The sequence below is a fragment of the Rickettsia endosymbiont of Gonocerus acuteangulatus genome (assembly GCF_964026435.1).
In the GTDB taxonomy this organism is placed as follows: domain Bacteria; phylum Pseudomonadota; class Alphaproteobacteria; order Rickettsiales; family Rickettsiaceae; genus Rickettsia.
Map to the genome: position 1 here is coordinate 377,451 of NZ_OZ032147.1, position 18,872 is coordinate 396,322.

Sequence of the window (18,872 nt, forward strand, 5' to 3'; positions counted from 1 at the left end):
AAATTATCTGACAAAACTTACGCTATGTTTGGTTCTAAATATCGTAAAGATGGAGAACGCAGCTGTTGTTGCATATAGTCATCTAAAAGCCCTAACTTTATTTGGTAAACCGTTTTACCGATTGTATTTGCAGTCCTTTTGAGAAATGCCCAAACTAAAAATGCACAACTAATATGATTACGTTGAAGACGCTGTTTCCTGCATTGACAACGTTCTATCCCAGTAAGTTGCTTAATTTCTCTGTGCATGCTCTCAATTACCCATCGAAAGCCACACTCATCTTGTGCAGCTTTAGAAGATTTGTGAGTTTTGTTATTGGTAACAACATACTCAACTCTGTTGGTAGTGAAAATACTATAAGTAAGTAGAACAGAACCTATTTAAAATAATAAGATTTTAAATAGGTAATGATGAACAGAAAATATAGACACTTATCTCGAGAAGAGAGATATGAGATAAAAAGAATGTATGACCTAGGAGTCAGTATTAATAAGATAGCACAACATCTTACGAGGTCTAAAAGCACTATTAGTATGGAGCTAAAAAGAAATAAGGTAAAAGATAAGTATATGCCTTGTGTTGCTCAGGAAAAATATGAAAACAGGATGTATCAGCAAGAGTTATTAAAAATAGAAAAGAACCCTATGTTGTTAGATTATATTAAAAATGCTATGATTCGCAAGAAATGGTCGCCGGATGCTATAGCCGGAAAGTTAAAACTAGACAAAAATACAGCTTTGTGTATCAGTACAGAAAGTATATATAGATTTGTTTACACTTCTGCAGTAGCAGCTAAATTAAAGTTATATAGCTATTTACCTTCTAAAAGATATAAAAGGCAAGAAAGAGGGAAGAGGCGTCAAAGGATCATTATACCACAAAGGATCTCAATACATCAGCGTGATGCAATAGCTACGAAAAAGGTAGAAGTAGGGCATTTTGAGGCAGATCTTACATTTCATAAAGGTAATCAAAGTATGAATATTGGTGCACTGGTGGATAAAAAGAGTCAAAAGATTATTTTAGTGCTGAATAACTCCAAGAGAGCTACAACAGTTACCAATGGTTTTTTAAGAAAGATAAAAACTCTTCCAAATAGTGTGAGAAAGACTATTACTATGGATAATGGCAAAGAGTTTGTGGGGCATGTTGCCTATAGACTATCTGGGTTTCAAACTTTCTTTTGTGATCCATACCGCCCTAGACAAAAAGCATTAGTGGAGAAAATGAATTCTATGATTCATAGAATTTTACCTAAAAATACAGATATTACTACCGTTACACAAAGAGGTCTTGACAATGTTGCTGAGATTTTAAATAACATGCCAAGAAAGATTTTTGGTTATAAAACCCCCAATGAAATTTGGGCAGAAAATTTATAGGTTTTGTTCTACTTAGTCCTTGCATTTTCAAATAACTTAGTTCTTTCCTAAATATTGCTTCATTATCTATGCTTAACAATTCAATAATTTCTTCATTTAATTCTGAACCCAAGAAATATGGAATTATCTTTGCTTTTAAAGTAGGATATTGAGATATTTCAGTTTCCGTAAGCAGAAATTTAATAACTTTATCATTACGAATTATTGAATTTAATAACAATGAAGTGATTAAGATTTCTGCATATTTTTTATCGTCAATATTATTTTTTAATTCATTTATTTTAATTAAATTAATGTCATCGATAGCCATCCAAAAATATTTAATATTTTCTCCCTTAGTAAATATTTCTTTATTTACTATAAACTCCATTATCTTTTGCACCTGATCTTTAGAGAAATCTACTTCTTCTGCAATATTGCCAAAACCTAGCACCTCAATTGCTTCTTTGGATAATTCTTCTATTTTATTCAAAACTTACGCTATGTTTGATATAATGCCCATGAATTAAGGGATATTATGAAGTGCTTCACTATAAAACATTGCTGTGTAATAAGAGTTTTTAGCATATTTGCTATAACATAGCGTAAGTTTTGTATTATTAATTTCTTCAATTACACTTTCAGCGAAAAAATCGTTATATTTAATTTTCATAAATTACTCTATAAATATTTAGTTAAAAAATTAATGTTATTATATAAAATTAAGAAATTTACAATAATTATTTTGTCAACAGTTTATGATTAATTGTATAAGACATTATAATATGATATTATTTATTACATCTCGTCAGAAGAAGCAGAAAAGTTACTAAAATAAAAATATAGTCTATAACTTTGAACTACCGTCATATTTATCATGCAGGCAATTTTGCCGATATAGTTAAGCATCTAGTTTTAATTGCGATTTTAGAGCAGCTGAAAAACAAAGAAAAACCTTTTGTCGTTTTAGATGCTTTTGCAGGGCTTGGACTATATGATTTAACTTCAGAAGCCGCTTCCAAAACTTTAGAACATAACAACGGAATCGGTAAATTATTACAAGCTCTAGATCATACTCCTAAATCATTAAAAATATTTTTGTCCGTAATAAATTCCGTAGGTCAGAATTTTTATCCAGGTTCTCCCTTTATTATTCAACAATTATTACGATTTCAAGATCGTTTAATTGCTTGTGAACTCCATCCGACGGATTACCTTAATTTAAAAAAACTAATACCTAATGCACATAATATAGATGCTTATAACGCCATAAAAGCTTTTTTGCCTTTTAAAGAAAATAGAGGATTAATATTTCTTGATCCACCATTTGAAGTAAAGAATGAGTTTCAAAAACTAATTACTGCCTTGAAAAAAATTAAAGTTTCAGCTTTAAATCTCTTTTGGGTATATTCCCCGCCGCTTGCGGCGTAATATGGCGGAATGAGTAAATATATACATAAAAGTCATAATGTTACGGTACTGCTGTATCACATGGTATTTCCAGCAAAATATCGCCGAGCAGTGTTTGACGTATCAGTTGATCAAGTATTACGAGAAATATGTTTAGAGATAGAAAAGAGATATCAAATAAAATTTTTAGAAATAGGGGTTGATGAAGATCATGTCCATTTTTTGGTACAATCTGTACCAACCTATAGCGTAACAAAAATAGTAACAACAATTAAAAGTGTTACAGCTCGTCAAATATTTAGACAGTGTCCACAGGTAAAGAAACAATTATGGGGTGGAGAATTTTGGACTGATGGATATTTTACGAGTACGGTAGGTAAGCATGGAAATGAGAATATGATAGGAAAATACGTAAAAAACCAAGGCAAGGAATATCAGAAACTGCATGAGGATCATCAGCTAGCTTTCTTCTAAAATACCCCGCTGCTTGCGGCGGGGATTACTTTTATTTTGGTATCCTATAAAGGATTTATTACTAATAAGTGATTTTTACCACAATTATAAAACTATTGGATTCAAAGAAACATTAATTATTGAATATGAACTTTTATCCAGCGATAAGAATATGGTAAAATGTGGATTGATGTTGATTAACCCACCTAATATTAGGCAAGAATTAAAAGAGTTAACAAAATATCTAAGTTATGCTTTAAATCTGAAATTTACTTATATTGACTTTTAATGTTTACCCGAAGAAATATTTTTTTACTAGTTGCTCTTTTTTTTCTTCAAAACTGTAGTACTCTTGAATTCTCTAAGGATAAAACACTACTTTCTACTACCTCTTCTAAATTAGAAAAAAAATATAATATAAATCATGCAGAATTAGTAGTTCTATATAATCTTACAAATAAAAACAATAAATATTTATATGCTAAAAATTTAGGTGTTGTAATCAATGATCCTAAACAAAATAAAATTTTCTTGCAGAAATTCCATAACAAAAATCCTACTGAACTTAATAACACTGCTGGCTTAAAAATATCTGCTATCAAAGAATTGGTTACGAAATTAAATTCAAAATATAAATTCCTTTCTAACGCAGAAACTAGTTATTTTGCTAAAAAAACCACTCACAGAAATAATATGTCTGAGTTAGCAAAACTTGATAGAATAATTTCTAAAATACCTCTCATGCTGCCAGAATACGAACCTAAAATCACTAGCCATTATGGCAATAGAATAAGCCCGCATAAAAAGAAACGAAAGAAAAAATGCTTTCATAATGGCATTGATTTACAAGCAAAAAAAGAAGCACCGATATATGCATCCGCAAGTGGAGTAGTAATTAAGACCGCTAGAGTACGTGATTACGGAAATTTCATTGAGATTAAACATTCGCATAATTTTGTTACTAAATATGCTCATTTAAAAGAAATACATGTTAAAGAGGGCACAAAAGTTACACGTGGTCAATTTATAGGCACTCAAGGAAAGACCGGTAATGCTACAGGTGAACATCTACATTTCGAAATTATATTAGATAATAAACCCATAAATCCGTTTGATTTTATATTTAACTGCCGTAAATCTTAATCCAAAATACTTATCTTTTTCATTTCATAATAAAATTCTATTGACTTTTGATCGAAAAGCCCTAAACCTTTACATCTAAGGATTATAATTAGCAAAAATACTATGAAAAAATATATATTAATAATCATCATTTTGTTAATGAGCAATAATATATTTGCAAGGGAACAAATATCTAATCTTGTTACACCTGTTAGTTATTTTATAGATCATATATCACAACTAAGGCATGGGAAAAACTCAAATTGCTAGGATGTACGCTTATGATAAAGATAATAAGGCTGATTATGATATTATTTGGTTTATAGATTGCAATTTAGATATTGATGGACAATTAGTAAATCTTGCAAAGGCTATTAATATAAAAGCAAATACTGCGGTAGTTTCAGAAAATATCAATGTAGTAAGAAAAGAATTAATGACCTATCTGACCAGTCAAAATAGATGGTTACTAGTATTTGATAATTTAAAAATAGGACAGAATAAAAAAGTAGCAAATTTTATTAATTGTGAACACAATGGCAATATTCTTTTTTGTTCTCAAGATAGCGAATCATTACCGAATATAGTAAAAATTAGTCCTTTTGAGGAAAAAGAATCTAAAATGCTTGTAAAAAATATTTTAGAAAGTAATAATCCAGAATCGATAGAATTTTTAGCCCAAGAATTTAAAGGTTATCCAATTCTTATGGTTCAAGGATCGCAAATATTGAATCAGGTACAAGGTTTAAGTTTAAACGAATATAAGAAAAAAATACAAGAAGCTGATGATAAAATTAAACTAAATATTACACTTGCTATTAGTGAGTTAAGCCCTTCTGCCCAAAAATTACTAAATGAAATAGCTTTAATTAACAATAAAAGTTTTTCAAAAGAATTCCTAAGCTCTGTTACCTCGGATAAAGATCATTTAGATGATGATATTTATAATATTTCCAAATTTGCTCTTATTGAAAATACTATAAGTAAGTAGAACAAAACTTATTTAAAATAATAAGATTTTAAATAGGTAATGATGAACAGAAAATATAGACACTTATCTCGCGAAGAGAGATATGAAATAAAAAGAATGTATAACCTAGGAGTCAGTATTAACAAGATAGCACAACATCTTACGAGGTCTAAAAGCACTATTAGTATGGAGCTAAAAAGAAATAAAGTAAAAGGTAAGTATATGCCTTGTGTTGCTCAGGAACAATATAAAAAAAGGATGCATCAGCAAGAGTTATTAAAAATAGAGAAGTTACCTATTTTGTTAAATTATATCAAAAATGCTATGATTCACAAGAAATGGTCACCGGATGCTATAGCCGGAAAGTTAAAACTGGACAAAAATACAGCTTGTTGTATCAGTACAGAAAGTATATATAGATTCGTCTACACTTCTGCAGTAGCAGCTAAATTAAAGTTATATAGCTATTTACCGTCTAAAAGATATAAAAGGCAAGAAAGGGGGACAAGGCATCAAAGGATCATTATACCACAAAGGATCTCAATACATCAACGTGATGCAATAGCAATGCAAAAGCTAGAAGTAGGGCATTTTGAGGCAGATCTTACATTTCATAAAGGTAATCAAAGTATGAATATCGGTGTGCTGGTGGATAAAAAGAGTCAAAAGATTATTTTAGTGCTGAATAACTCCAAGAGAGCTAAAACAAGTTACCACTGGGTTTTTAAAAAAGATCAAAACGCTGCCAAGTAGTGTTAGAAAGACTATTACTATGGATAATGGCAAAGAGTTTGTAGGGCATCTTGCTTATAGACTATCTGGGTTTCAAACTTTCTTTTGTGATCCATACCGCCCTAGACAAAAAGCACTAGTGGAGAAAATGAATTCTATGATTCATAGAATTTTACCTAAAAATACAGATATTACAACCGTTACACAAAGAGGTCTTGACAATATTGCTGAGATTTTAAATAACATGCCAAGAAAGATTTTTGGTTATAAAACCCCCAATGAAATTTGGGCAGAAAATTTATAGGTTTTGTTCTACTTAGTCCTTGAATTTTCATTATAACCAACATTGAACCAAATGAAGATAATCCCGTATTTGAAATGCATGATGTTATAGTTGAAAAAATATTAAAAATTAATGGACATAATAATAAAGAAAATCTGAATCAACTTATCATTAATCTTCTAAATACCATACCTAAAAGTTTGATAAAAGGACGTGTTTTTAGAACTGCTAAGACCGTCTCAGATAATATTGAAATAATTACTCAAAATGCTGAAAATTATGATATTTCAATATATAAAATTTTAGAGTTAAACTAAATCTGTTAATACAATATGTTACTGCATGCGATATAACGAGAGCGAAAATATTAGTTGACTGGTTTGATAAAAACGAAAAAGAAAATAATTTTAAATTATTGATGATGGATAATGACGAGAAAGGAGCTTATGCTACTTATTTAGGACGCATAGGGTGGTATTATTTAAACCGATCAGAAGCTAGAGAAGCAATTGAATATAATATAAAAGCTAGAAAAATATTTGAAGATGTTAAAGGATATGAAACCTCAAAAAGTAATATAATTTTTGGTTTAGCTATATCTAATATTCAACTAGGGAATCTAAAGGAAGCAGAAGAAAATATCCAAATAATGCAAAATATGTTTAATCAAAAGCTAATAGATAAAACAGATGCTGCAACGTTAGATTATGCAAAATCTAGATTATTTGATACTTAGGGTAAATATGATGAAGCATTAGAACAAATTGATACTACGATAAATACTTGTATTAGTAATGGGATGAAGCCTCAGGATTCGTTTCTTACTGGCTTATACTTAATTAAAGTGGATATATTAAACAGCCTTAAAAAGTATAAAGAAGCTCTTCCTTTACTAGAAGATCTAGATGTACAAAACTTACGCTATGTTTGGTTCTAAATATCGTAAAGATGGAGAACGCAGCTGTTGTTGCATATATTCATCTAAAAGCCCTAACTTTATTTGGTAAACCGTTTTACCGATTGTATTTGCAGTCCTTTTGAGAAATGCCCAAACTAAAAATGCCCAACTAATATGATTACGTTGAATACGCTGTTTCCTGCATTGACAACGTTCTATCCCAGTAAGTTGCTTAATTTCTCTGTGCATGCTCTCAATTACCCATCGAAAGCCACACTCATCTTGTGCAGCTTTAGAAGATTTGTGAGTTTTGTTATTGGTAACAACATACTCAACTCTGTTGGTAGGAACAGTAAATTTAAACAAATTAACATGCTTATTTTTAGCAAAGCCTTTTATATGAATCTCTACTCCATGCCTGATCTCTTCATCTGAAAATGTCAACTCTTTTACAGCTTTATAAGGTTTAGAATCGTGCGTTTTACTAACGTTTCTATTGGCTTTAATAGGGGCATAATAATATTTCCCCAGAGAGTCAACATGTTGCATAATTTTGTGTGTAGAATACCATGTGTCAAAAAGTACTGTTTGAAAAGGAATCTTCTTGCTATAAACAGCATTATTTAACATGTTTAATAGGTGTTCTAGTTTTGTTGCTCCATCATGATCAGGTGCAAAAATTCGATAATCTATTACCCAAAACTTATTAATATCAGGGTTATAATATACCAGACTCACTACTCCTATACCTTTAGTAACTCTACCTGTAGCTCCACTGTACTGCGATCTTGCAATTTCTATTTGCTTCGTATTCCTTTTATTTAAAACCGTATCATCAAATATTGTATATCCATTAGATGAAAAAATAACATCATTCTTGATGTGTTCCCATAACAAAGAAGGTGTATATTTTTCATTCCTTAAAAATCTATTAATAACATCATGACTACATTTCTTTGCATGTTCAGCGTAGTAGGTTAAACTATAATTCTTTTGGCTAACTATTAAAAATTGACAATAATCTGTCCTATTAATTGGTATTGCTTGCAACTTTATCCTCTTTGACATGTTTAATTATTTTTACAATAATTTATCACTTTTTTACTCATAGCGTAAGTTTTATAATATGAAAAAATCTTAAGAAAAAGAAGAATATCAAATATTTGGACGTATTTATACTCAAATGTCTATAGTAAAGCTAGGGTTTGGAAGTACTAACGAAGCTTTAGAATATGCTAAAAGAGCTATAGCAACTTTTCTTAAAGATCCAAACAGACCTAAAGATGTTATTGTATCTCTGGATCTATTTTTAGCTCTGGCATTTATTGCTAAAGGTAATGCATTAGCTATGCCTACATAAATATCAAGAAGCTGTAACTGCTTATGCTACTGCAGAAAATATATATTGGAATAATTATCGTGAGTATATGAAAAATGTAGATGAAATAAGTATTATGTACTTAAATGCTGCTAAAGCAAGTTGCCATGTACCTTTAAAATCTTTTTATAAAAATTTCCGAGATCACCATATAGAAAAATTTGGAGAACAGCATCCAAGAAGTATAGAAATACTAAAACTTAATTGCCATTAAATTGACTTTGTTGTTTTTTCTCTGTCACCCTGTTGCTTGTCCTATAGTACCAGACAGTTATTATTCTATGTCATTCCCGCTTAAGGCTTGCTTGCGTGGATCGGTTTTTCCGTCTGAGCTAAGGAAATTACGAAGTAATTGACAAAGCAATCCAGCTAAAAAATGCTAATTTATAGTATTTTTTATTATTTTTTCTGGATTGCCACGCTCATTTCATTCGCGTAGCTCAGATGACTTTCGATCCACGCAGGCAATGCCTTCCCGCAGAAGCGGGAATCCAGAAAAATAAACATAAAAGCAGCACGTTTTTTAAATTAAAAGCTCGATTTATCTTGCTTTATGCTGGATTCCCGCCATGCGGGAATGACATATAAGGTCACCTACACCTGAATAAAATATAATATTTTTTTAATAACTGTCCGGTACTATTGAATGAATCACGAGATGACAGGGGAAAATGATCCGTACTCCTTGCAGTCACGTAGCTTATAACGATTTGGAAGCCATTTAATATCCCTATAATAATAAAACTGTCCGGTACTATACTCGCAATGATGTCCCTTAATTCACTATATTTTTTTCCATCTATTATGAAACCAGAACCATTGGCTAGGATTTTGCTTAACCCACTCCCCTAAAATTTGGTTAATATTAAGCATGATATTATAGCAATCTGTTTTACTATCGCCTGTTTGCTCCCAGGTTAAATTTGGATGGATTATTAGCTTAAAATAACTACCTTTAGTCCTAACAATTTGACATGGTACAATCGGATATCCATACTGTAAAGCTATTTTAGCAATAGCGTTAGCAGTCATGGCAGGATAACCTAAAAAAGGTACTTCAATGCCGTCATTCATTTTCTGATCAACAAGCATAGCAATAGATTCACGCCCTTTAATTGCTCTAACTAAAGCTCTGCTACCATCTGATCCTTTAGGAATAAGTCTTAGCTTAGAACTAGCACGACTCTCATTAATCAGTTTATTAACATAAGGATTATTAGCTTTACGATAAATTACAGCAAATTTAGGATAAATTTTATGAATAATTTTAACAGCAATATCCCAATTAGCAAAATGACCAGTAAAAAACAAAAAAGGCTGTCCTTTTAGCTTTTTAATATTTTCCAAACCTATTATCTCAATCCGGCGTTCTAGTTCTAACTCATCCATTTCATTAATATAAGCAAACTCGCCTATGAACCTACCGAAATTATCCCAAGTCTGGTCTATAGTTTTTTCTACATCAAATGCATCACCGAAAACAGCTTTAATATTTCGTCTGGCAATTTTATTAACAGCAAATAATATACCAATTTTGCGAGCTATAAAACTACAAATATACGCTGCTTTATCTATACCAAATATGCCAATTATCTTCAAAAAAATAACAACAACAGCATACTCAATTAGATATCTAATCTTTTTTAAAAATTTTTTCATAAAGTAAATTAGGATTATTGATAGATAACTTCACATCTAAGCATACAATAATATCACTCGAATCACCAATCTTAACGTAATCTTTTCTTGTAGTAATAAGAGTAGCATTATTTGTCTTAGCAAGTAGATATAAATTTTCTAAATCTGCTTGTAAATAATTATAATGATCAGGAAATATTTTATACCCTACTATATTCAAACCATAATTTTTCAAGGTAAGAAAGAAACGTTCAGGATTACCTATGCCGCTAAAAGCAAAATAATTTTTATTTTTGTCTATATCGCTTGAAGCTACTATTTGTGCTTGTATTAACTTATTTGCATAAGAAGTTAAGCTAACTGGTATTTCATCAGAATTATTACCCACTAAAAAAATTAAATCAGCAGCACTTAAAGCTCTATTTGGATATTCCCGTAATGGACCTGCAGGAATTAAAAATCCATTCCCGAAAAGCCTTTGTCTATCTACAGAAACTATAGTGATATCTTTATAAAAATAAGGATTTTGTAGAAAGTCATCAACTATTATTATGCTTGGCTTAAGTTCACGAATCAGAGGTAAAATTTGTTTAATATTTTTAGTGGCAATAACTGTGCCGTGCTTTGCAAGTATTACAGACTCATCCCCTACTTCTAAGGCATTATGCTCTGCTTTTACAATAGTTGCTTCTTTAAGATTACTACCATAAGCTTTAGTGACTATAACAAAATCTATATTTTGAGTCTTCAGTAAATTAGCTAGATACATAACTATCTGTGTTTTACCAGTACCGCCTACGCTGCAATTACCGACACAAATAACTTTAGCAGGTAATATAACAGGACCTGCAAAAACATGCCGCAAAAATCCTAGAAATTGATATATCAAACTTACAGGGAATAATATATAAGCTATAATATTCCGCTTTTGCCAAAATTTAGGATATAGAAGTTTAATCATACTAAAAAATTATATTTCTTCGTATCATTATACACTTCTTTTAAAATTATTTTAAATAAAAAAACCCCCTTTTTTTAAAGAGGACTTTACTTTATAGACAATTTTTGAAGTTCTATAGCTTAATGCGATAAGGTAGTGATTTTTTAAGAGCATAGTAAACAGCATCAAAAAAGTGCTCAAAATTAGAAATAGTTTTTCTTATTTCATTCTTGATTTTAAACCAGTAATGCTCAATAGGATTTAAGTCAGGAGAGTAAGTTGGTAAAAATAAAATACTGCAACCAACAGATTCAATTAACGTTTTCACTTTTGTACTTTTATGAAAATTAATATTATCCATTGAAAATTCAAGGACTAAGTAGAACAAAACCTATAAATTTTCTGCCCAAATTTCATTGGGGGTTTTATAACCAAAAATCTTTCTTGGCATGTTATTTAAAATCTCAGCAATATTGTCAAGACCTCTTTGTGTAACGGTTGTAATATCTGTATTTTTAGGTAAAATTCTATGAATCATAGAATTCATTTTCTCCACTAGTGCTTTTTGTCTAGGGCGGTATGGATCACAAAAGAAAGTTTGAAACCCAGATAGTCTATAAGCAAGATGCCCTACAAACTCTTTGCCATTATCCATAGTAATAGTCTTTCTAACACTACTTGGCAGCGTTTTGATCTTTTTTAAAAACCCAGTGGTAACTGTTTTAGCTCTCTTGGAGTTATTCAGCACTAAAATAATCTTTTGACTCTTTTTATCCACCAGCACACCGATATTCATACTTTGATTACCTTTATGAAATGTAAGATCTGCCTCCAAATGCCCTACTTCTAGCTTTTGCATTGCTATTGCATCACGCTGATGTATTGAGATCCTTTGTGGTATAATGATCCTTTGATGCCTTGTCCCCCTTTCTTGCCTTTTATATCTTTTAGACGGTAAATAGCTATATAACTTTAATTTAGCTGCTACTGCAGAAGTGTAGACGAATCTATATACAAAACTTACGCTATGAGTAAAAAAGTGATAAATTATTGTAAAAATAATTAAACATGTCAAAGAGGATAAAGTTGCAAGCAATACCAATTAATAGGACAGATTATTGTCAATTTTTAATAGTTAGCCAAAAGAATTATAGTTTAACCTACTACGCTGAACATGCAAAGAAATGTAGTCATGATGTTATTAATAGATTTTTAAGGAATAAAAAATATACACCTTCTTTGTTATGGGAACACATCAAGAATGATGTTATTTTTTCATCTAATGGATATACAATATTTGATGATACGGTTTTAAATAAAAGGAATACGAAGCAAATAGAAATTGCAAGATCGTAGTACAGTGGAGCTACAGGTAGAGTTACTAAAGGTATAGCATAAGTCATTAAGGTACTGACAGAGCGAGAGTATCATGTTATAGTAAGCAAATATTAACAAGCATGTAAAGAGATATGGCACGAGCATATGCAATAGAACTAAGACTAAGAGTTATAAAAGCTGTAGAAGCAGGGATACGAATAAGTAAGGTAAGTAAATTATTTAATGTAAGTCGTGATACTATATATAAATGGAAAAAATTAAAAGATAAGCAAGGTACTTTAGAAGCAGCAACTGGTTATCAGAAAGGACATAGTCATAAGATAAAAGATTCAGAATCTTTTAAAGAATTTTTTAAAGCTAATATGAATAAAACATCAAAGGAGTTAGCAAAGCAATGGGGTAATATTGCATCTGTAACTATTTTAAGACAAATCAGAAAACTTGGCTATAGCTATAAACAAAACTCATTTTCATCCGAAAAGAGATATTAAATTAAGAAATGAATTTATAGCAAAGATACAAACCATCACAAAAGACAAATTAGTATATCTTGATGAATCTGGAATAGAGGATAATGCTTGCAAAGAGTATGGATGGAGCATTATAGGACAAAGGTGTTATGGAGAAAAGGTGTATCAACATAAATTTAGAATAAGTATGATAGCTGGTCTTTGTAATGGTAATCTTATTGCTCCTGTAATATTTGAAGGTAATTGTAATACAGAGGTCTTTAAAACTTATATTAGGGATGTATTAATTACAGAATTACAACCTGGGCAAACCGTTATTATGGATAACATTAATTTTCATAAAAATTCTAAAGTTAAAGAGTTCATTGAATCCGTTGGTTGTACCATATTGTATTTACCAACTTACTCTCCTGATTTAAATCCTATAGAGCATTACTGGTTTAAGATAAAAAATGAAATTAGGAAAGTTGTAGAAGATTTTGAAACATTTTATGATGCTGTTTTTAATACTATTAAATTGTCAGTATCTTAATGATTTATGCTATATAGGAGTAGTGAGTCTGGTATATTATAACCCTGATATTAATAAGTTTTGGGTAATAGATTATCGAATTTTTGCACCTGATCATGATGGAGCAACAAAACTAGAACACCTATTAAACATGTTAAATAATGCTGTTTATAGCAAGAAGATTCCTTTTCAAACAGTACTTTTTGACACATGGTATTCTACACACAAAATTATGCAACATGTTGACTCTCTGGGGAAATATTATTATGCCCCTATTAAAGCCAATAGAAACGTTAGTAAAACGCACGATTCTAAACCTTATAAAGCTGTAAAAGAGTTGACATTTTCAGATGAAGAGATCAGGCATGGAGTAGAGATTCATATAAAAGGCTTTGCTAAAAATAAGCATGTTAATTTGTTTAAATTTACTGTTTCTACCAACAGAGTTGAGTATGTTGTTACCAATAACAAAACTCACAAATCTTCTAAAGCTGCACAAGATGAGTGTGGCTTTCGATGGGTAATTGAGAGCATGCACAGAGAAATTAAGCAACTTACTGGGATAGAACGTTGTCAATGCAGGAAACAGCGTATTCAACGTAATCATATTAGTTGTGCATTTTTAGTTTGGGCATTTCTCAAAAGGACTGCAAATACAATCGGTAAAACGGTTTACCAAATAAAGTTAGGGCTTTTAGATGACTATATGCAACAACAGCTGCGTTCTCCATCTTTACGATATTTAGAACCAAACATAGCGTAAGTTTTGATTATTATGCTCCTATTAAAGCCAATAGAAACGTTAGTAAAACACATGATTCTAAACCTTATAAAGCTGTAAAAGAGTTGACATTTTCAGATGAAGAGATCAGGCATGGAGTAGAGATTCATATAAAAGGCTTTGCTAAAAATAAGCATGTTAATTTGTTTAAATTTACTGTTTCTACCAACAGAGTTGAGTATGTTGTTACCAATAACAAAACTCACAAATCTTCTAAAGCTGCACAAGATGAGTGTGGCTTTCGATGGGTAATTGAGAGCATGCACAGAGAAATTAAGCAACTTACTGGGATAGAACGTTGTCAATGCAGGAAACAGCGTATTCAACGTAATCATATTAGTTGTGCATTTTTAGTTTGGGCATTTCTCAAAAGGACTGTCATTGTCAATTAAAAAGGGACCAGTAAATTGCACGAAAAAGGAACCACTATATTTAAAAATTTTTATGCCATATTACCTCCAGATTTATAGTTATTAATACGATAACTTTTACCTTTTATGTTTAGTATATGAGCATGATGTACCACTCGATCAATAATTGCATGAGTTAATACTTCATCAGCAAATATTTCATTCCATTTTTCAAAATCCTTGTTTGTGGTAATAATGGTAGATTTATTTTCATATCGTTTAGCAATAATATTAAAAAAGTCTTCTACTGAATGTTTTGGCAATTGCTTAAACCCGAGCTCATCAAGAATTAATAAATCAAACGATAGGAGTAATTTAACCTTTTTGTGATAACTATTATCTGCTCTTGCAATATGTAAATTATAAAGCATATCCGATACCGTAGTAAAATATACAGAGTATTCTCGTGTTAAAGCTTTTAATGCTAGCCCAATGGCAAGATGAGTTTTCCCAGTTCCTGAATCACCTATGAATATTACATTTCCCTTAGTATTAATATAATCACAAGTTGATAAATCACTTATTACTTTGGCATCAACACTTGGTTGGAAATTAAAATCAAAGTCTTCTAAATTTTTAGTTACCGGCAATTTAGCAGCACTTTTACGGCGACGGTAATTATTATCCTTACGGTTAGATTTTTCATCTTCACATAATAGTGATAGAAATTCTTTAAATCCTAGTTTATTATTTTGAGCATAAATAATCCTTTCATTTAAACTATTGACTATACCTGATAATCTAAAGCTTCGTAGGTCATTAAATAAGTTCTGCATTATTACCTCCAAACTCTGGTAATGGTAAGTTTACTGCATTACTATTTAAAATATTCTTAATTTTAGAGTAAGAACTTATACCATAATGTAGTGCTCTATGACAGGCTTTATCTATTAAGTCATCATTGTAAACCTTACGTAAAGAAATGATACCTCGTGCACAACGTTGCCAATCATTCACTCTTGTTTGTTGTAATGATTCTAATAATAAACTGCAATTATTCCCTATCTGCTGCATTTGTTGTTGATAATGTTCACTATATTCTATAAAACCTGGGCATAGACGTTTGTATTTAGCATAATGAGACGGATTAGTGGTAAATATCCCCTTGCCCTCTGTTCTAACGTGTCTTGCTATTAAATCATTTTGTATAGAAAATATTTGAACAAGTTTTGGGGACAATTGTACCATTACCTCACTGTATATATATTTTGCTGGTACAGAGTAATAATTATTATCTATGGTAATATGACAATCTTTTGCTACTTTTCGATTATGCCAAGATGACAAATCAAAAGTTTCTAATGGTAAAGGAATCAAACTACTTCTTTCCTCTTGCTCAAACAGTTCTCTAGGTATTCTCTTAGTAGTACCATGTATTCGGCTATTGGCCTTATTTAACCAATTTGCAAGACCATTTGTTAATTCTTCATATCTATCAAATTTACGACCAGCAAAAAAATTATTTTTAACGTATTTTATTCCCGACTCAACTTTGCCTTTTTCTTGCGGTTGATACACTCGACAAGGAGAAAGTAAAATTCCATAATGATCGGCTAAGCACTTATATTCCTTCTGATATACTGGTTCATAAAAATTGGCATCTACTACTCCAGCTTTAAGATTATCAAGTTTTATTACTTTTGGACTACCAGCAAAATAATTAAATGCATTGATATGACATTGAATCCATGTTTGACAACTTTGATCAAACACTACTTCATAATAATCAAGGCGACTATAGCTTAAACGCATATTAAATACATATGCTTTAACTCTACGCCCTTTAGAATTATACTGTAAGCCTATGTCACCAAAATCTACTTGTGCTTCCTCTCCTGCTAAAGTATGAAAACGAATGCAACTGTTATCCTTAATTTTATATTTTTTGATATAACGGGTCAAAGAAGTATAACTGCTTGTATAACCTTGATTTTTTAACTCCTTAAAAATTCTTATGTAACTCAGATTTTTTTCTAATAACTCAATTATTTTTTCGTGCCAAAAATCCAAAACTGAAGATCGTTCATAGATTGCTGGGGATTCTGTACCAGCCTCTACATAGCGGTTTATTATTTTTCGTACTGTTTTGCGGTCTGTTCTTGTTAGTTTGGCAATATTCCTTTGACTATTGCCTTGTTTATAAAGGGTGATAATTGTTGTATACATATTTATTCTTATCATTGTATCACTAGATATTTACTTGCTTAATTATCTAGTGAATATTGCACATTAACCTTATTAGGTCACACCAACTTCTCTGGTCCCTTTTTCGTGCAATTTACTGGTCCCTTTTATTTTAGCAATGACATTATATCAAAAAATATAAAATTAAGGATAACAGTTGCATTCGTTTTCATACTTTAGCAGGAGAGGAAGCACAAGTAGATTTTGGTGACATAGGCTTACAGTATAATTCTAAAGGGCGTAGAGTTAAAGCATATGTATTTAATATGCGTTTAAGCTATAGTCGCCTTGATTATTATGAAGTAGTGTTTGATCAAAGTTGTCAAACATGGATTCAATCTCTTTTGGGTATATTCCCCGCCGCTTGCGGCGTAATATGGCGGAATGAGCAAATATATACATAAAAGTCATAATGTTACGGTACTGCTGTATCACATGGTATTTCCAGCAAAATATCGCCGAGCAGTGTTTGACGTATCAGTTGATCAAGTATTACGAGAAATATGTTTAGAGATAGAAAAGAGATATCAAATAAAATTTTTAGAAATAGGGGTTGATGAAGATCATGTCCATTTTTTGGTACAATCTGTACCAACCTATAGCGTAACAAAAATAGTAACAACAATTAAAAGTGTTACAGCTCGTCAAATATTTAGACAGTGTCCACAGGTAAAGAAACAATTATGGGGTGGAGAATTTTGGACTGATGGATATTTTACGAGTACGGTAGGTAAGCATGGAAATGAGAATATGATAGGAAAATACGTAAAAAACCAAGGCAAGGAATATCAGAAACTGCATGAGGATCATCAGCTAGCTTTCTTCTAAAATACCCCGCTGCTTGCGGCGGGGATTACTTTTATTGCTAAACGATATGAAAATAAATCTACCATTATTACCACAAACAAGGATTTTGAAAAATGGAATGAAATATTTGCTGATGAAGTATTAACTCATGCAATTATTGATCGAGTGGTACATCATGCTCATATACTAAACATAAAAGGTAAAAGTTATCGTATTAATAACTATAAATCTGGAGGTAATATGGCATAAAAATTTTTAAATATAGTGGTTCCTTTTTCGTGCAATTTACTGGTCCCTTTTTAATTGACAATGACAATAATATCCTTTAATTTATAGGAATTATATCAAACATAGCGTAAGTTTTGTATAGATTTGTTTACACTTCTGCAGTAGCAGCTAAATTAAAGTTATATAGCTATTTACCTTCTAAAAGATATAAAAGGCAAGAAAGAGGGAAGAGGCGTCAAAGGATCATTATACCACAAAGGATCTCAATACATCAGCGTGATGCAATAGCTACGAAAAAGGTAGAAGTAGGGAATTTTGAGGCAGATCTTACATTTCATAAAGGTAATCAAAGTATGAATATTGGTGCACTGGTGGATAAAAAGACAAAACTTACGCTATGTTTGATATAATGCCCATGAATTAAGGGATATTATGAAGTGCTTCACTATAAAACATTGCTGTGTAATAAGAGTTTTTAGCATATTTGCTATAACATAGCGTAAGTTTTGAAGAGTCAAAAGATTATTTTAGTGCTGAATAACTCCAAGAGAGCTACAACAGTTACCAATGGTTTTTTAAGAAAGATAAAAACTCTTCCAAATAGTGTGAGAAAGACTATTACTATGGATAATGGCAAAGAGTTTGTGGGGCATGTTGCCTATAGACTATCTGGGTTTCAAACTTTCTTTTGTGATCCATACCGCCCTAGACAAAAAGCATTAGTGGAAAAAATGAATTCTATGATTCATAGAATTTTACCTAAAAATACAGATATTACTACCGTTACACAAAGAGCTCTTGACAATGTTGCTGAGATTTTAAATAACATGCCAAGAAAGATTTTTGGTTATAAAACCCCCAATGAAATTTGGGCAGAAAATTTATAGGTTTTGTTCTACTTAGTCCTTGCATTTTCACTTGAATTTTCAGTTCTAATAAAGGCACTATAATTGGTTCC

At 31.0% G+C, this 18,872-nt stretch carries 29 protein-coding genes and 2 pseudogenes; 21 read left to right on the plus strand and 10 right to left on the minus strand.

The genetic code is table 11. The features are described 5' to 3' along the window. Nucleotides 1-17: 17 nt before the first annotated feature. Entirely contained in the window at nt 18-248 is a 231-nt protein-coding gene (locus tag AAGD55_RS02320; RefSeq protein ID WP_341791991.1) for a hypothetical protein, read from the minus strand. A gap of 159 nt (nt 249-407) precedes the next feature. On the opposite strand from AAGD55_RS02320, the gene AAGD55_RS02325 reads away from it, so the two are divergent. Beyond that, a complete protein-coding gene (locus AAGD55_RS02325) occupies nt 408-1,382 on the plus strand; it encodes an IS30 family transposase (protein ID WP_341791992.1) in 975 nt (324 codons plus the stop codon). On the opposite strand, the gene AAGD55_RS02330 is transcribed toward AAGD55_RS02325, so the two are convergent. Beyond that, a complete protein-coding gene (locus AAGD55_RS02330) occupies nt 1,279-1,854 on the minus strand; it encodes a hypothetical protein (RefSeq protein ID WP_341791993.1) in 576 nt (191 codons plus the stop codon). The genes AAGD55_RS02325 and AAGD55_RS02330 overlap by 104 nt on opposite strands. 33 nt (nt 1,855-1,887) lie before the next feature. Further along, nucleotides 1,888-2,034 carry a hypothetical protein gene (locus tag AAGD55_RS02335; RefSeq protein ID WP_341791994.1) on the minus strand — a complete coding sequence of 49 codons (147 nt, stop codon included), beginning with the start codon at nt 2,032-2,034 and terminating at the stop codon, nt 1,888-1,890. Nucleotides 2,035-2,216: 182 nt separating this feature from the next. Here AAGD55_RS02335 and rlmJ (AAGD55_RS02340) point away from each other — a divergent pair, with 182 nt between their 5' ends. The 9 genes and pseudogenes from rlmJ (AAGD55_RS02340) to AAGD55_RS02380 all read left to right on the plus strand — a co-directional run bounded on the left by rlmJ (AAGD55_RS02340) (nt 2,217) and on the right by AAGD55_RS02380 (nt 7,067). After that, nucleotides 2,217-2,792 (plus strand): 23S rRNA (adenine(2030)-N(6))-methyltransferase RlmJ, encoded by a 576-nt coding sequence (rlmJ, locus tag AAGD55_RS02340; protein ID WP_410526110.1) that lies wholly within the window; start codon nt 2,217-2,219, stop codon nt 2,790-2,792. Nucleotides 2,793-2,801: 9 nt separating this feature from the next. Beyond that, nucleotides 2,802-3,245 (plus strand): IS200/IS605 family transposase, encoded by a 444-nt coding sequence (tnpA, locus tag AAGD55_RS02345; RefSeq protein WP_341790826.1) that lies wholly within the window; start codon nt 2,802-2,804, stop codon nt 3,243-3,245. 34 nt (nt 3,246-3,279) lie between these two features. After that, nucleotides 3,280-3,513: pseudogene (gene rlmJ, locus AAGD55_RS02350) on the plus strand (23S rRNA (adenine(2030)-N(6))-methyltransferase RlmJ); the annotation flags it as partial. Beyond that, entirely contained in the window at nt 3,513-4,367 is an 855-nt protein-coding gene (locus AAGD55_RS02355; RefSeq protein WP_341791995.1) for a M23 family metallopeptidase, read from the plus strand. The pseudogene rlmJ (AAGD55_RS02350) and the gene AAGD55_RS02355, both read left to right, overlap by 1 nt. A gap of 226 nt (nt 4,368-4,593) precedes the next feature. Continuing rightward, nucleotides 4,594-5,337 carry a hypothetical protein gene (locus AAGD55_RS02360; protein WP_341791996.1) on the plus strand — a complete coding sequence of 248 codons (744 nt, stop codon included), beginning with the start codon at nt 4,594-4,596 and terminating at the stop codon, nt 5,335-5,337. Between the two features lie 39 nt (nt 5,338-5,376). After that, nucleotides 5,377-6,069 carry an IS30 family transposase gene (locus tag AAGD55_RS02365; RefSeq protein ID WP_341791997.1) on the plus strand — a complete coding sequence of 231 codons (693 nt, stop codon included), beginning with the start codon at nt 5,377-5,379 and terminating at the stop codon, nt 6,067-6,069. Further along, a complete protein-coding gene (locus AAGD55_RS02370; RefSeq protein WP_341792499.1) occupies nt 6,059-6,352 on the plus strand; it encodes an IS30 family transposase in 294 nt (97 codons plus the stop codon). Before AAGD55_RS02365 ends, AAGD55_RS02370 begins: the two co-directional genes overlap by 11 nt. 74 nt (nt 6,353-6,426) lie before the next feature. Beyond that, on the plus strand, nt 6,427-6,648 hold the full coding sequence (locus tag AAGD55_RS02375) for a hypothetical protein (RefSeq protein WP_341791998.1): 222 nt from the start codon (nt 6,427-6,429) through the stop codon (nt 6,646-6,648). A gap of 101 nt (nt 6,649-6,749) precedes the next feature. Further along, entirely contained in the window at nt 6,750-7,067 is a 318-nt protein-coding gene (locus AAGD55_RS02380; protein ID WP_341791999.1) for a hypothetical protein, read from the plus strand. 180 nt (nt 7,068-7,247) lie between these two features. Here the strand turns inward: AAGD55_RS02380 and AAGD55_RS02385 are convergent, their stop codons facing one another. After that, nucleotides 7,248-8,297: a transposase gene (locus AAGD55_RS02385; protein WP_341792000.1), complete on the minus strand. Its 1,050-nt coding sequence runs from the start codon at nt 8,295-8,297 to the stop codon at nt 7,248-7,250. A gap of 115 nt (nt 8,298-8,412) precedes the next feature. On the opposite strand from AAGD55_RS02385, the gene AAGD55_RS02390 reads away from it, so the two are divergent. Next, entirely contained in the window at nt 8,413-8,589 is a 177-nt protein-coding gene (locus tag AAGD55_RS02390; protein ID WP_341792001.1) for a hypothetical protein, read from the plus strand. 67 nt (nt 8,590-8,656) lie between these two features. After that, nucleotides 8,657-8,821, plus strand: a complete 165-nt coding sequence (locus AAGD55_RS02395) for a hypothetical protein (RefSeq protein WP_341792002.1) — start codon at nt 8,657-8,659, stop codon at nt 8,819-8,821. Nucleotides 8,822-9,390: 569 nt separating this feature from the next. On the opposite strand, the gene AAGD55_RS02400 is transcribed toward AAGD55_RS02395, so the two are convergent. The 4 genes and pseudogenes from AAGD55_RS02400 to AAGD55_RS02415 all read right to left on the minus strand — a co-directional run bounded on the left by AAGD55_RS02400 (nt 9,391) and on the right by AAGD55_RS02415 (nt 12,287). After that, nucleotides 9,391-10,266: a lipid A biosynthesis lauroyl acyltransferase gene (locus AAGD55_RS02400; protein ID WP_341792003.1), complete on the minus strand. Its 876-nt coding sequence runs from the start codon at nt 10,264-10,266 to the stop codon at nt 9,391-9,393. After that, nucleotides 10,241-11,206 (minus strand): tetraacyldisaccharide 4'-kinase, encoded by a 966-nt coding sequence (lpxK, locus tag AAGD55_RS02405; protein WP_341792004.1) that lies wholly within the window; start codon nt 11,204-11,206, stop codon nt 10,241-10,243. The genes AAGD55_RS02400 and lpxK overlap by 26 nt, the downstream gene beginning before the upstream one ends. A 112-nt stretch (nt 11,207-11,318) precedes the next feature. Beyond that, nucleotides 11,319-11,546, minus strand: a pseudogene (locus tag AAGD55_RS02410) (transposase); the annotation flags it as partial. A gap of 30 nt (nt 11,547-11,576) precedes the next feature. Further along, complete coding sequence (locus AAGD55_RS02415) at nt 11,577-12,287, minus strand: IS30 family transposase (protein ID WP_341792005.1); 711 nt, start codon at nt 12,285-12,287, stop codon at nt 11,577-11,579. Here AAGD55_RS02415 and AAGD55_RS02420 point away from each other — a divergent pair. From AAGD55_RS02420 to AAGD55_RS02435, 4 genes are all read left to right on the plus strand, one after another. Next, on the plus strand, nt 12,254-12,541 hold the full coding sequence (locus tag AAGD55_RS02420; protein WP_341792006.1) for a hypothetical protein: 288 nt from the start codon (nt 12,254-12,256) through the stop codon (nt 12,539-12,541). The genes AAGD55_RS02415 and AAGD55_RS02420 overlap by 34 nt on opposite strands. A gap of 113 nt (nt 12,542-12,654) precedes the next feature. Beyond that, nucleotides 12,655-13,525 (plus strand): IS630 family transposase gene (locus AAGD55_RS02425; protein ID WP_341791135.1). Its coding sequence is split into 2 segments (ribosomal slippage): nt 12,655-12,981 and nt 12,983-13,525, totalling 870 coding nucleotides; the frame shifts between segments, so codons are not numbered across the junction. After that, a complete protein-coding gene (locus AAGD55_RS02430) occupies nt 13,485-14,267 on the plus strand; it encodes a transposase (RefSeq protein WP_341792007.1) in 783 nt (260 codons plus the stop codon). The genes AAGD55_RS02425 and AAGD55_RS02430 overlap by 41 nt, the downstream gene beginning before the upstream one ends. Before the next feature lie 20 nt (nt 14,268-14,287). After that, complete coding sequence (locus AAGD55_RS02435) at nt 14,288-14,677, plus strand: hypothetical protein (protein ID WP_410526125.1); 390 nt, start codon at nt 14,288-14,290, stop codon at nt 14,675-14,677. A gap of 50 nt (nt 14,678-14,727) precedes the next feature. Here the strand turns inward: AAGD55_RS02435 and istB are convergent, their stop codons facing one another. Both istB and istA read right to left on the minus strand, forming a co-directional pair. Next, nucleotides 14,728-15,471 (minus strand): IS21-like element helper ATPase IstB, encoded by a 744-nt coding sequence (istB, locus tag AAGD55_RS02440; protein WP_341790851.1) that lies wholly within the window; start codon nt 15,469-15,471, stop codon nt 14,728-14,730. Continuing rightward, a complete protein-coding gene (gene istA, locus AAGD55_RS02445) occupies nt 15,455-16,861 on the minus strand; it encodes an IS21 family transposase (protein WP_341792008.1) in 1,407 nt (468 codons plus the stop codon). The genes istB and istA overlap by 17 nt, the downstream gene beginning before the upstream one ends. 284 nt (nt 16,862-17,145) lie before the next feature. Between istA and AAGD55_RS02450 the strand changes: the two genes are divergently transcribed. The 5 genes from AAGD55_RS02450 to AAGD55_RS02465 all read left to right on the plus strand — a co-directional run bounded on the left by AAGD55_RS02450 (nt 17,146) and on the right by AAGD55_RS02465 (nt 18,801). After that, the gene (locus AAGD55_RS02450) at nt 17,146-17,283 is read left to right on the plus strand and encodes a hypothetical protein (protein ID WP_341792009.1); all 138 of its coding nucleotides are present in this window, start codon (nt 17,146-17,148) and stop codon (nt 17,281-17,283) included. Beyond that, nucleotides 17,264-17,707 (plus strand): IS200/IS605 family transposase, encoded by a 444-nt coding sequence (tnpA, locus tag AAGD55_RS02455; protein WP_341790826.1) that lies wholly within the window; start codon nt 17,264-17,266, stop codon nt 17,705-17,707. The genes AAGD55_RS02450 and tnpA (AAGD55_RS02455) overlap by 20 nt, the downstream gene beginning before the upstream one ends. A 66-nt stretch (nt 17,708-17,773) precedes the next feature. Next, nucleotides 17,774-17,935, plus strand: coding sequence for an ATP-binding protein (locus tag AAGD55_RS12310; RefSeq protein WP_410526126.1), 162 nt, complete (start codon nt 17,774-17,776; stop codon nt 17,933-17,935). Between the two features lie 113 nt (nt 17,936-18,048). Next, a complete protein-coding gene (locus AAGD55_RS02460) occupies nt 18,049-18,324 on the plus strand; it encodes a hypothetical protein (protein WP_341792010.1) in 276 nt (91 codons plus the stop codon). A 96-nt stretch (nt 18,325-18,420) separates the two neighbouring features. Then, on the plus strand, nt 18,421-18,801 hold the full coding sequence (locus AAGD55_RS02465; RefSeq protein ID WP_341792011.1) for an IS30 family transposase: 381 nt from the start codon (nt 18,421-18,423) through the stop codon (nt 18,799-18,801). Nucleotides 18,802-18,872 lie beyond the last annotated feature (71 nt).

Bases quoted from the DNA above. Each gene is read 5' to 3' on its own strand.
- AAGD55_RS02320 (WP_341791991.1), bottom strand. From the start codon at position 248: ATGCACAGAGAAATTAAGCAACTTACTGGGATAGAACGTTGTCAATGC.
- AAGD55_RS02325 (WP_341791992.1), top strand. From the start codon at position 408: ATGATGAACAGAAAATATAGACACTTATCTCGAGAAGAGAGATATGAG.
- AAGD55_RS02335 (WP_341791994.1), bottom strand. From the start codon at position 2,034: ATGAAAATTAAATATAACGATTTTTTCGCTGAAAGTGTAATTGAAGAA.
- tnpA (WP_341790826.1), top strand. From the start codon at position 2,802: ATGAGTAAATATATACATAAAAGTCATAATGTTACGGTACTGCTGTAT.
- AAGD55_RS02355 (WP_341791995.1), top strand. From the start codon at position 3,513: ATGTTTACCCGAAGAAATATTTTTTTACTAGTTGCTCTTTTTTTTCTT.
- AAGD55_RS02360 (WP_341791996.1), top strand. From the start codon at position 4,594: ATGGGAAAAACTCAAATTGCTAGGATGTACGCTTATGATAAAGATAAT.
- AAGD55_RS02365 (WP_341791997.1), top strand. From the start codon at position 5,377: ATGATGAACAGAAAATATAGACACTTATCTCGCGAAGAGAGATATGAA.
- AAGD55_RS02375 (WP_341791998.1), top strand. From the start codon at position 6,427: ATGCATGATGTTATAGTTGAAAAAATATTAAAAATTAATGGACATAAT.
- AAGD55_RS02380 (WP_341791999.1), top strand. From the start codon at position 6,750: ATGATGGATAATGACGAGAAAGGAGCTTATGCTACTTATTTAGGACGC.
- AAGD55_RS02385 (WP_341792000.1), bottom strand. From the start codon at position 8,297: ATGTCAAAGAGGATAAAGTTGCAAGCAATACCAATTAATAGGACAGAT.
- AAGD55_RS02390 (WP_341792001.1), top strand. From the start codon at position 8,413: ATGTCTATAGTAAAGCTAGGGTTTGGAAGTACTAACGAAGCTTTAGAA.
- AAGD55_RS02395 (WP_341792002.1), top strand. From the start codon at position 8,657: ATGAAAAATGTAGATGAAATAAGTATTATGTACTTAAATGCTGCTAAA.
- AAGD55_RS02400 (WP_341792003.1), bottom strand. From the start codon at position 10,266: ATGAAAAAATTTTTAAAAAAGATTAGATATCTAATTGAGTATGCTGTT.
- lpxK (WP_341792004.1), bottom strand. From the start codon at position 11,206: ATGATTAAACTTCTATATCCTAAATTTTGGCAAAAGCGGAATATTATA.
- AAGD55_RS02420 (WP_341792006.1), top strand. From the start codon at position 12,254: ATGTCAAAGAGGATAAAGTTGCAAGCAATACCAATTAATAGGACAGAT.
- AAGD55_RS02430 (WP_341792007.1), top strand. From the start codon at position 13,485: ATGATGCTGTTTTTAATACTATTAAATTGTCAGTATCTTAATGATTTA.
- istB (WP_341790851.1), bottom strand. From the start codon at position 15,471: ATGCAGAACTTATTTAATGACCTACGAAGCTTTAGATTATCAGGTATA.
- istA (WP_341792008.1), bottom strand. From the start codon at position 16,861: ATGTATACAACAATTATCACCCTTTATAAACAAGGCAATAGTCAAAGG.
- AAGD55_RS02450 (WP_341792009.1), top strand. From the start codon at position 17,146: ATGCGTTTAAGCTATAGTCGCCTTGATTATTATGAAGTAGTGTTTGAT.
- tnpA (WP_341790826.1), top strand. From the start codon at position 17,264: ATGAGCAAATATATACATAAAAGTCATAATGTTACGGTACTGCTGTAT.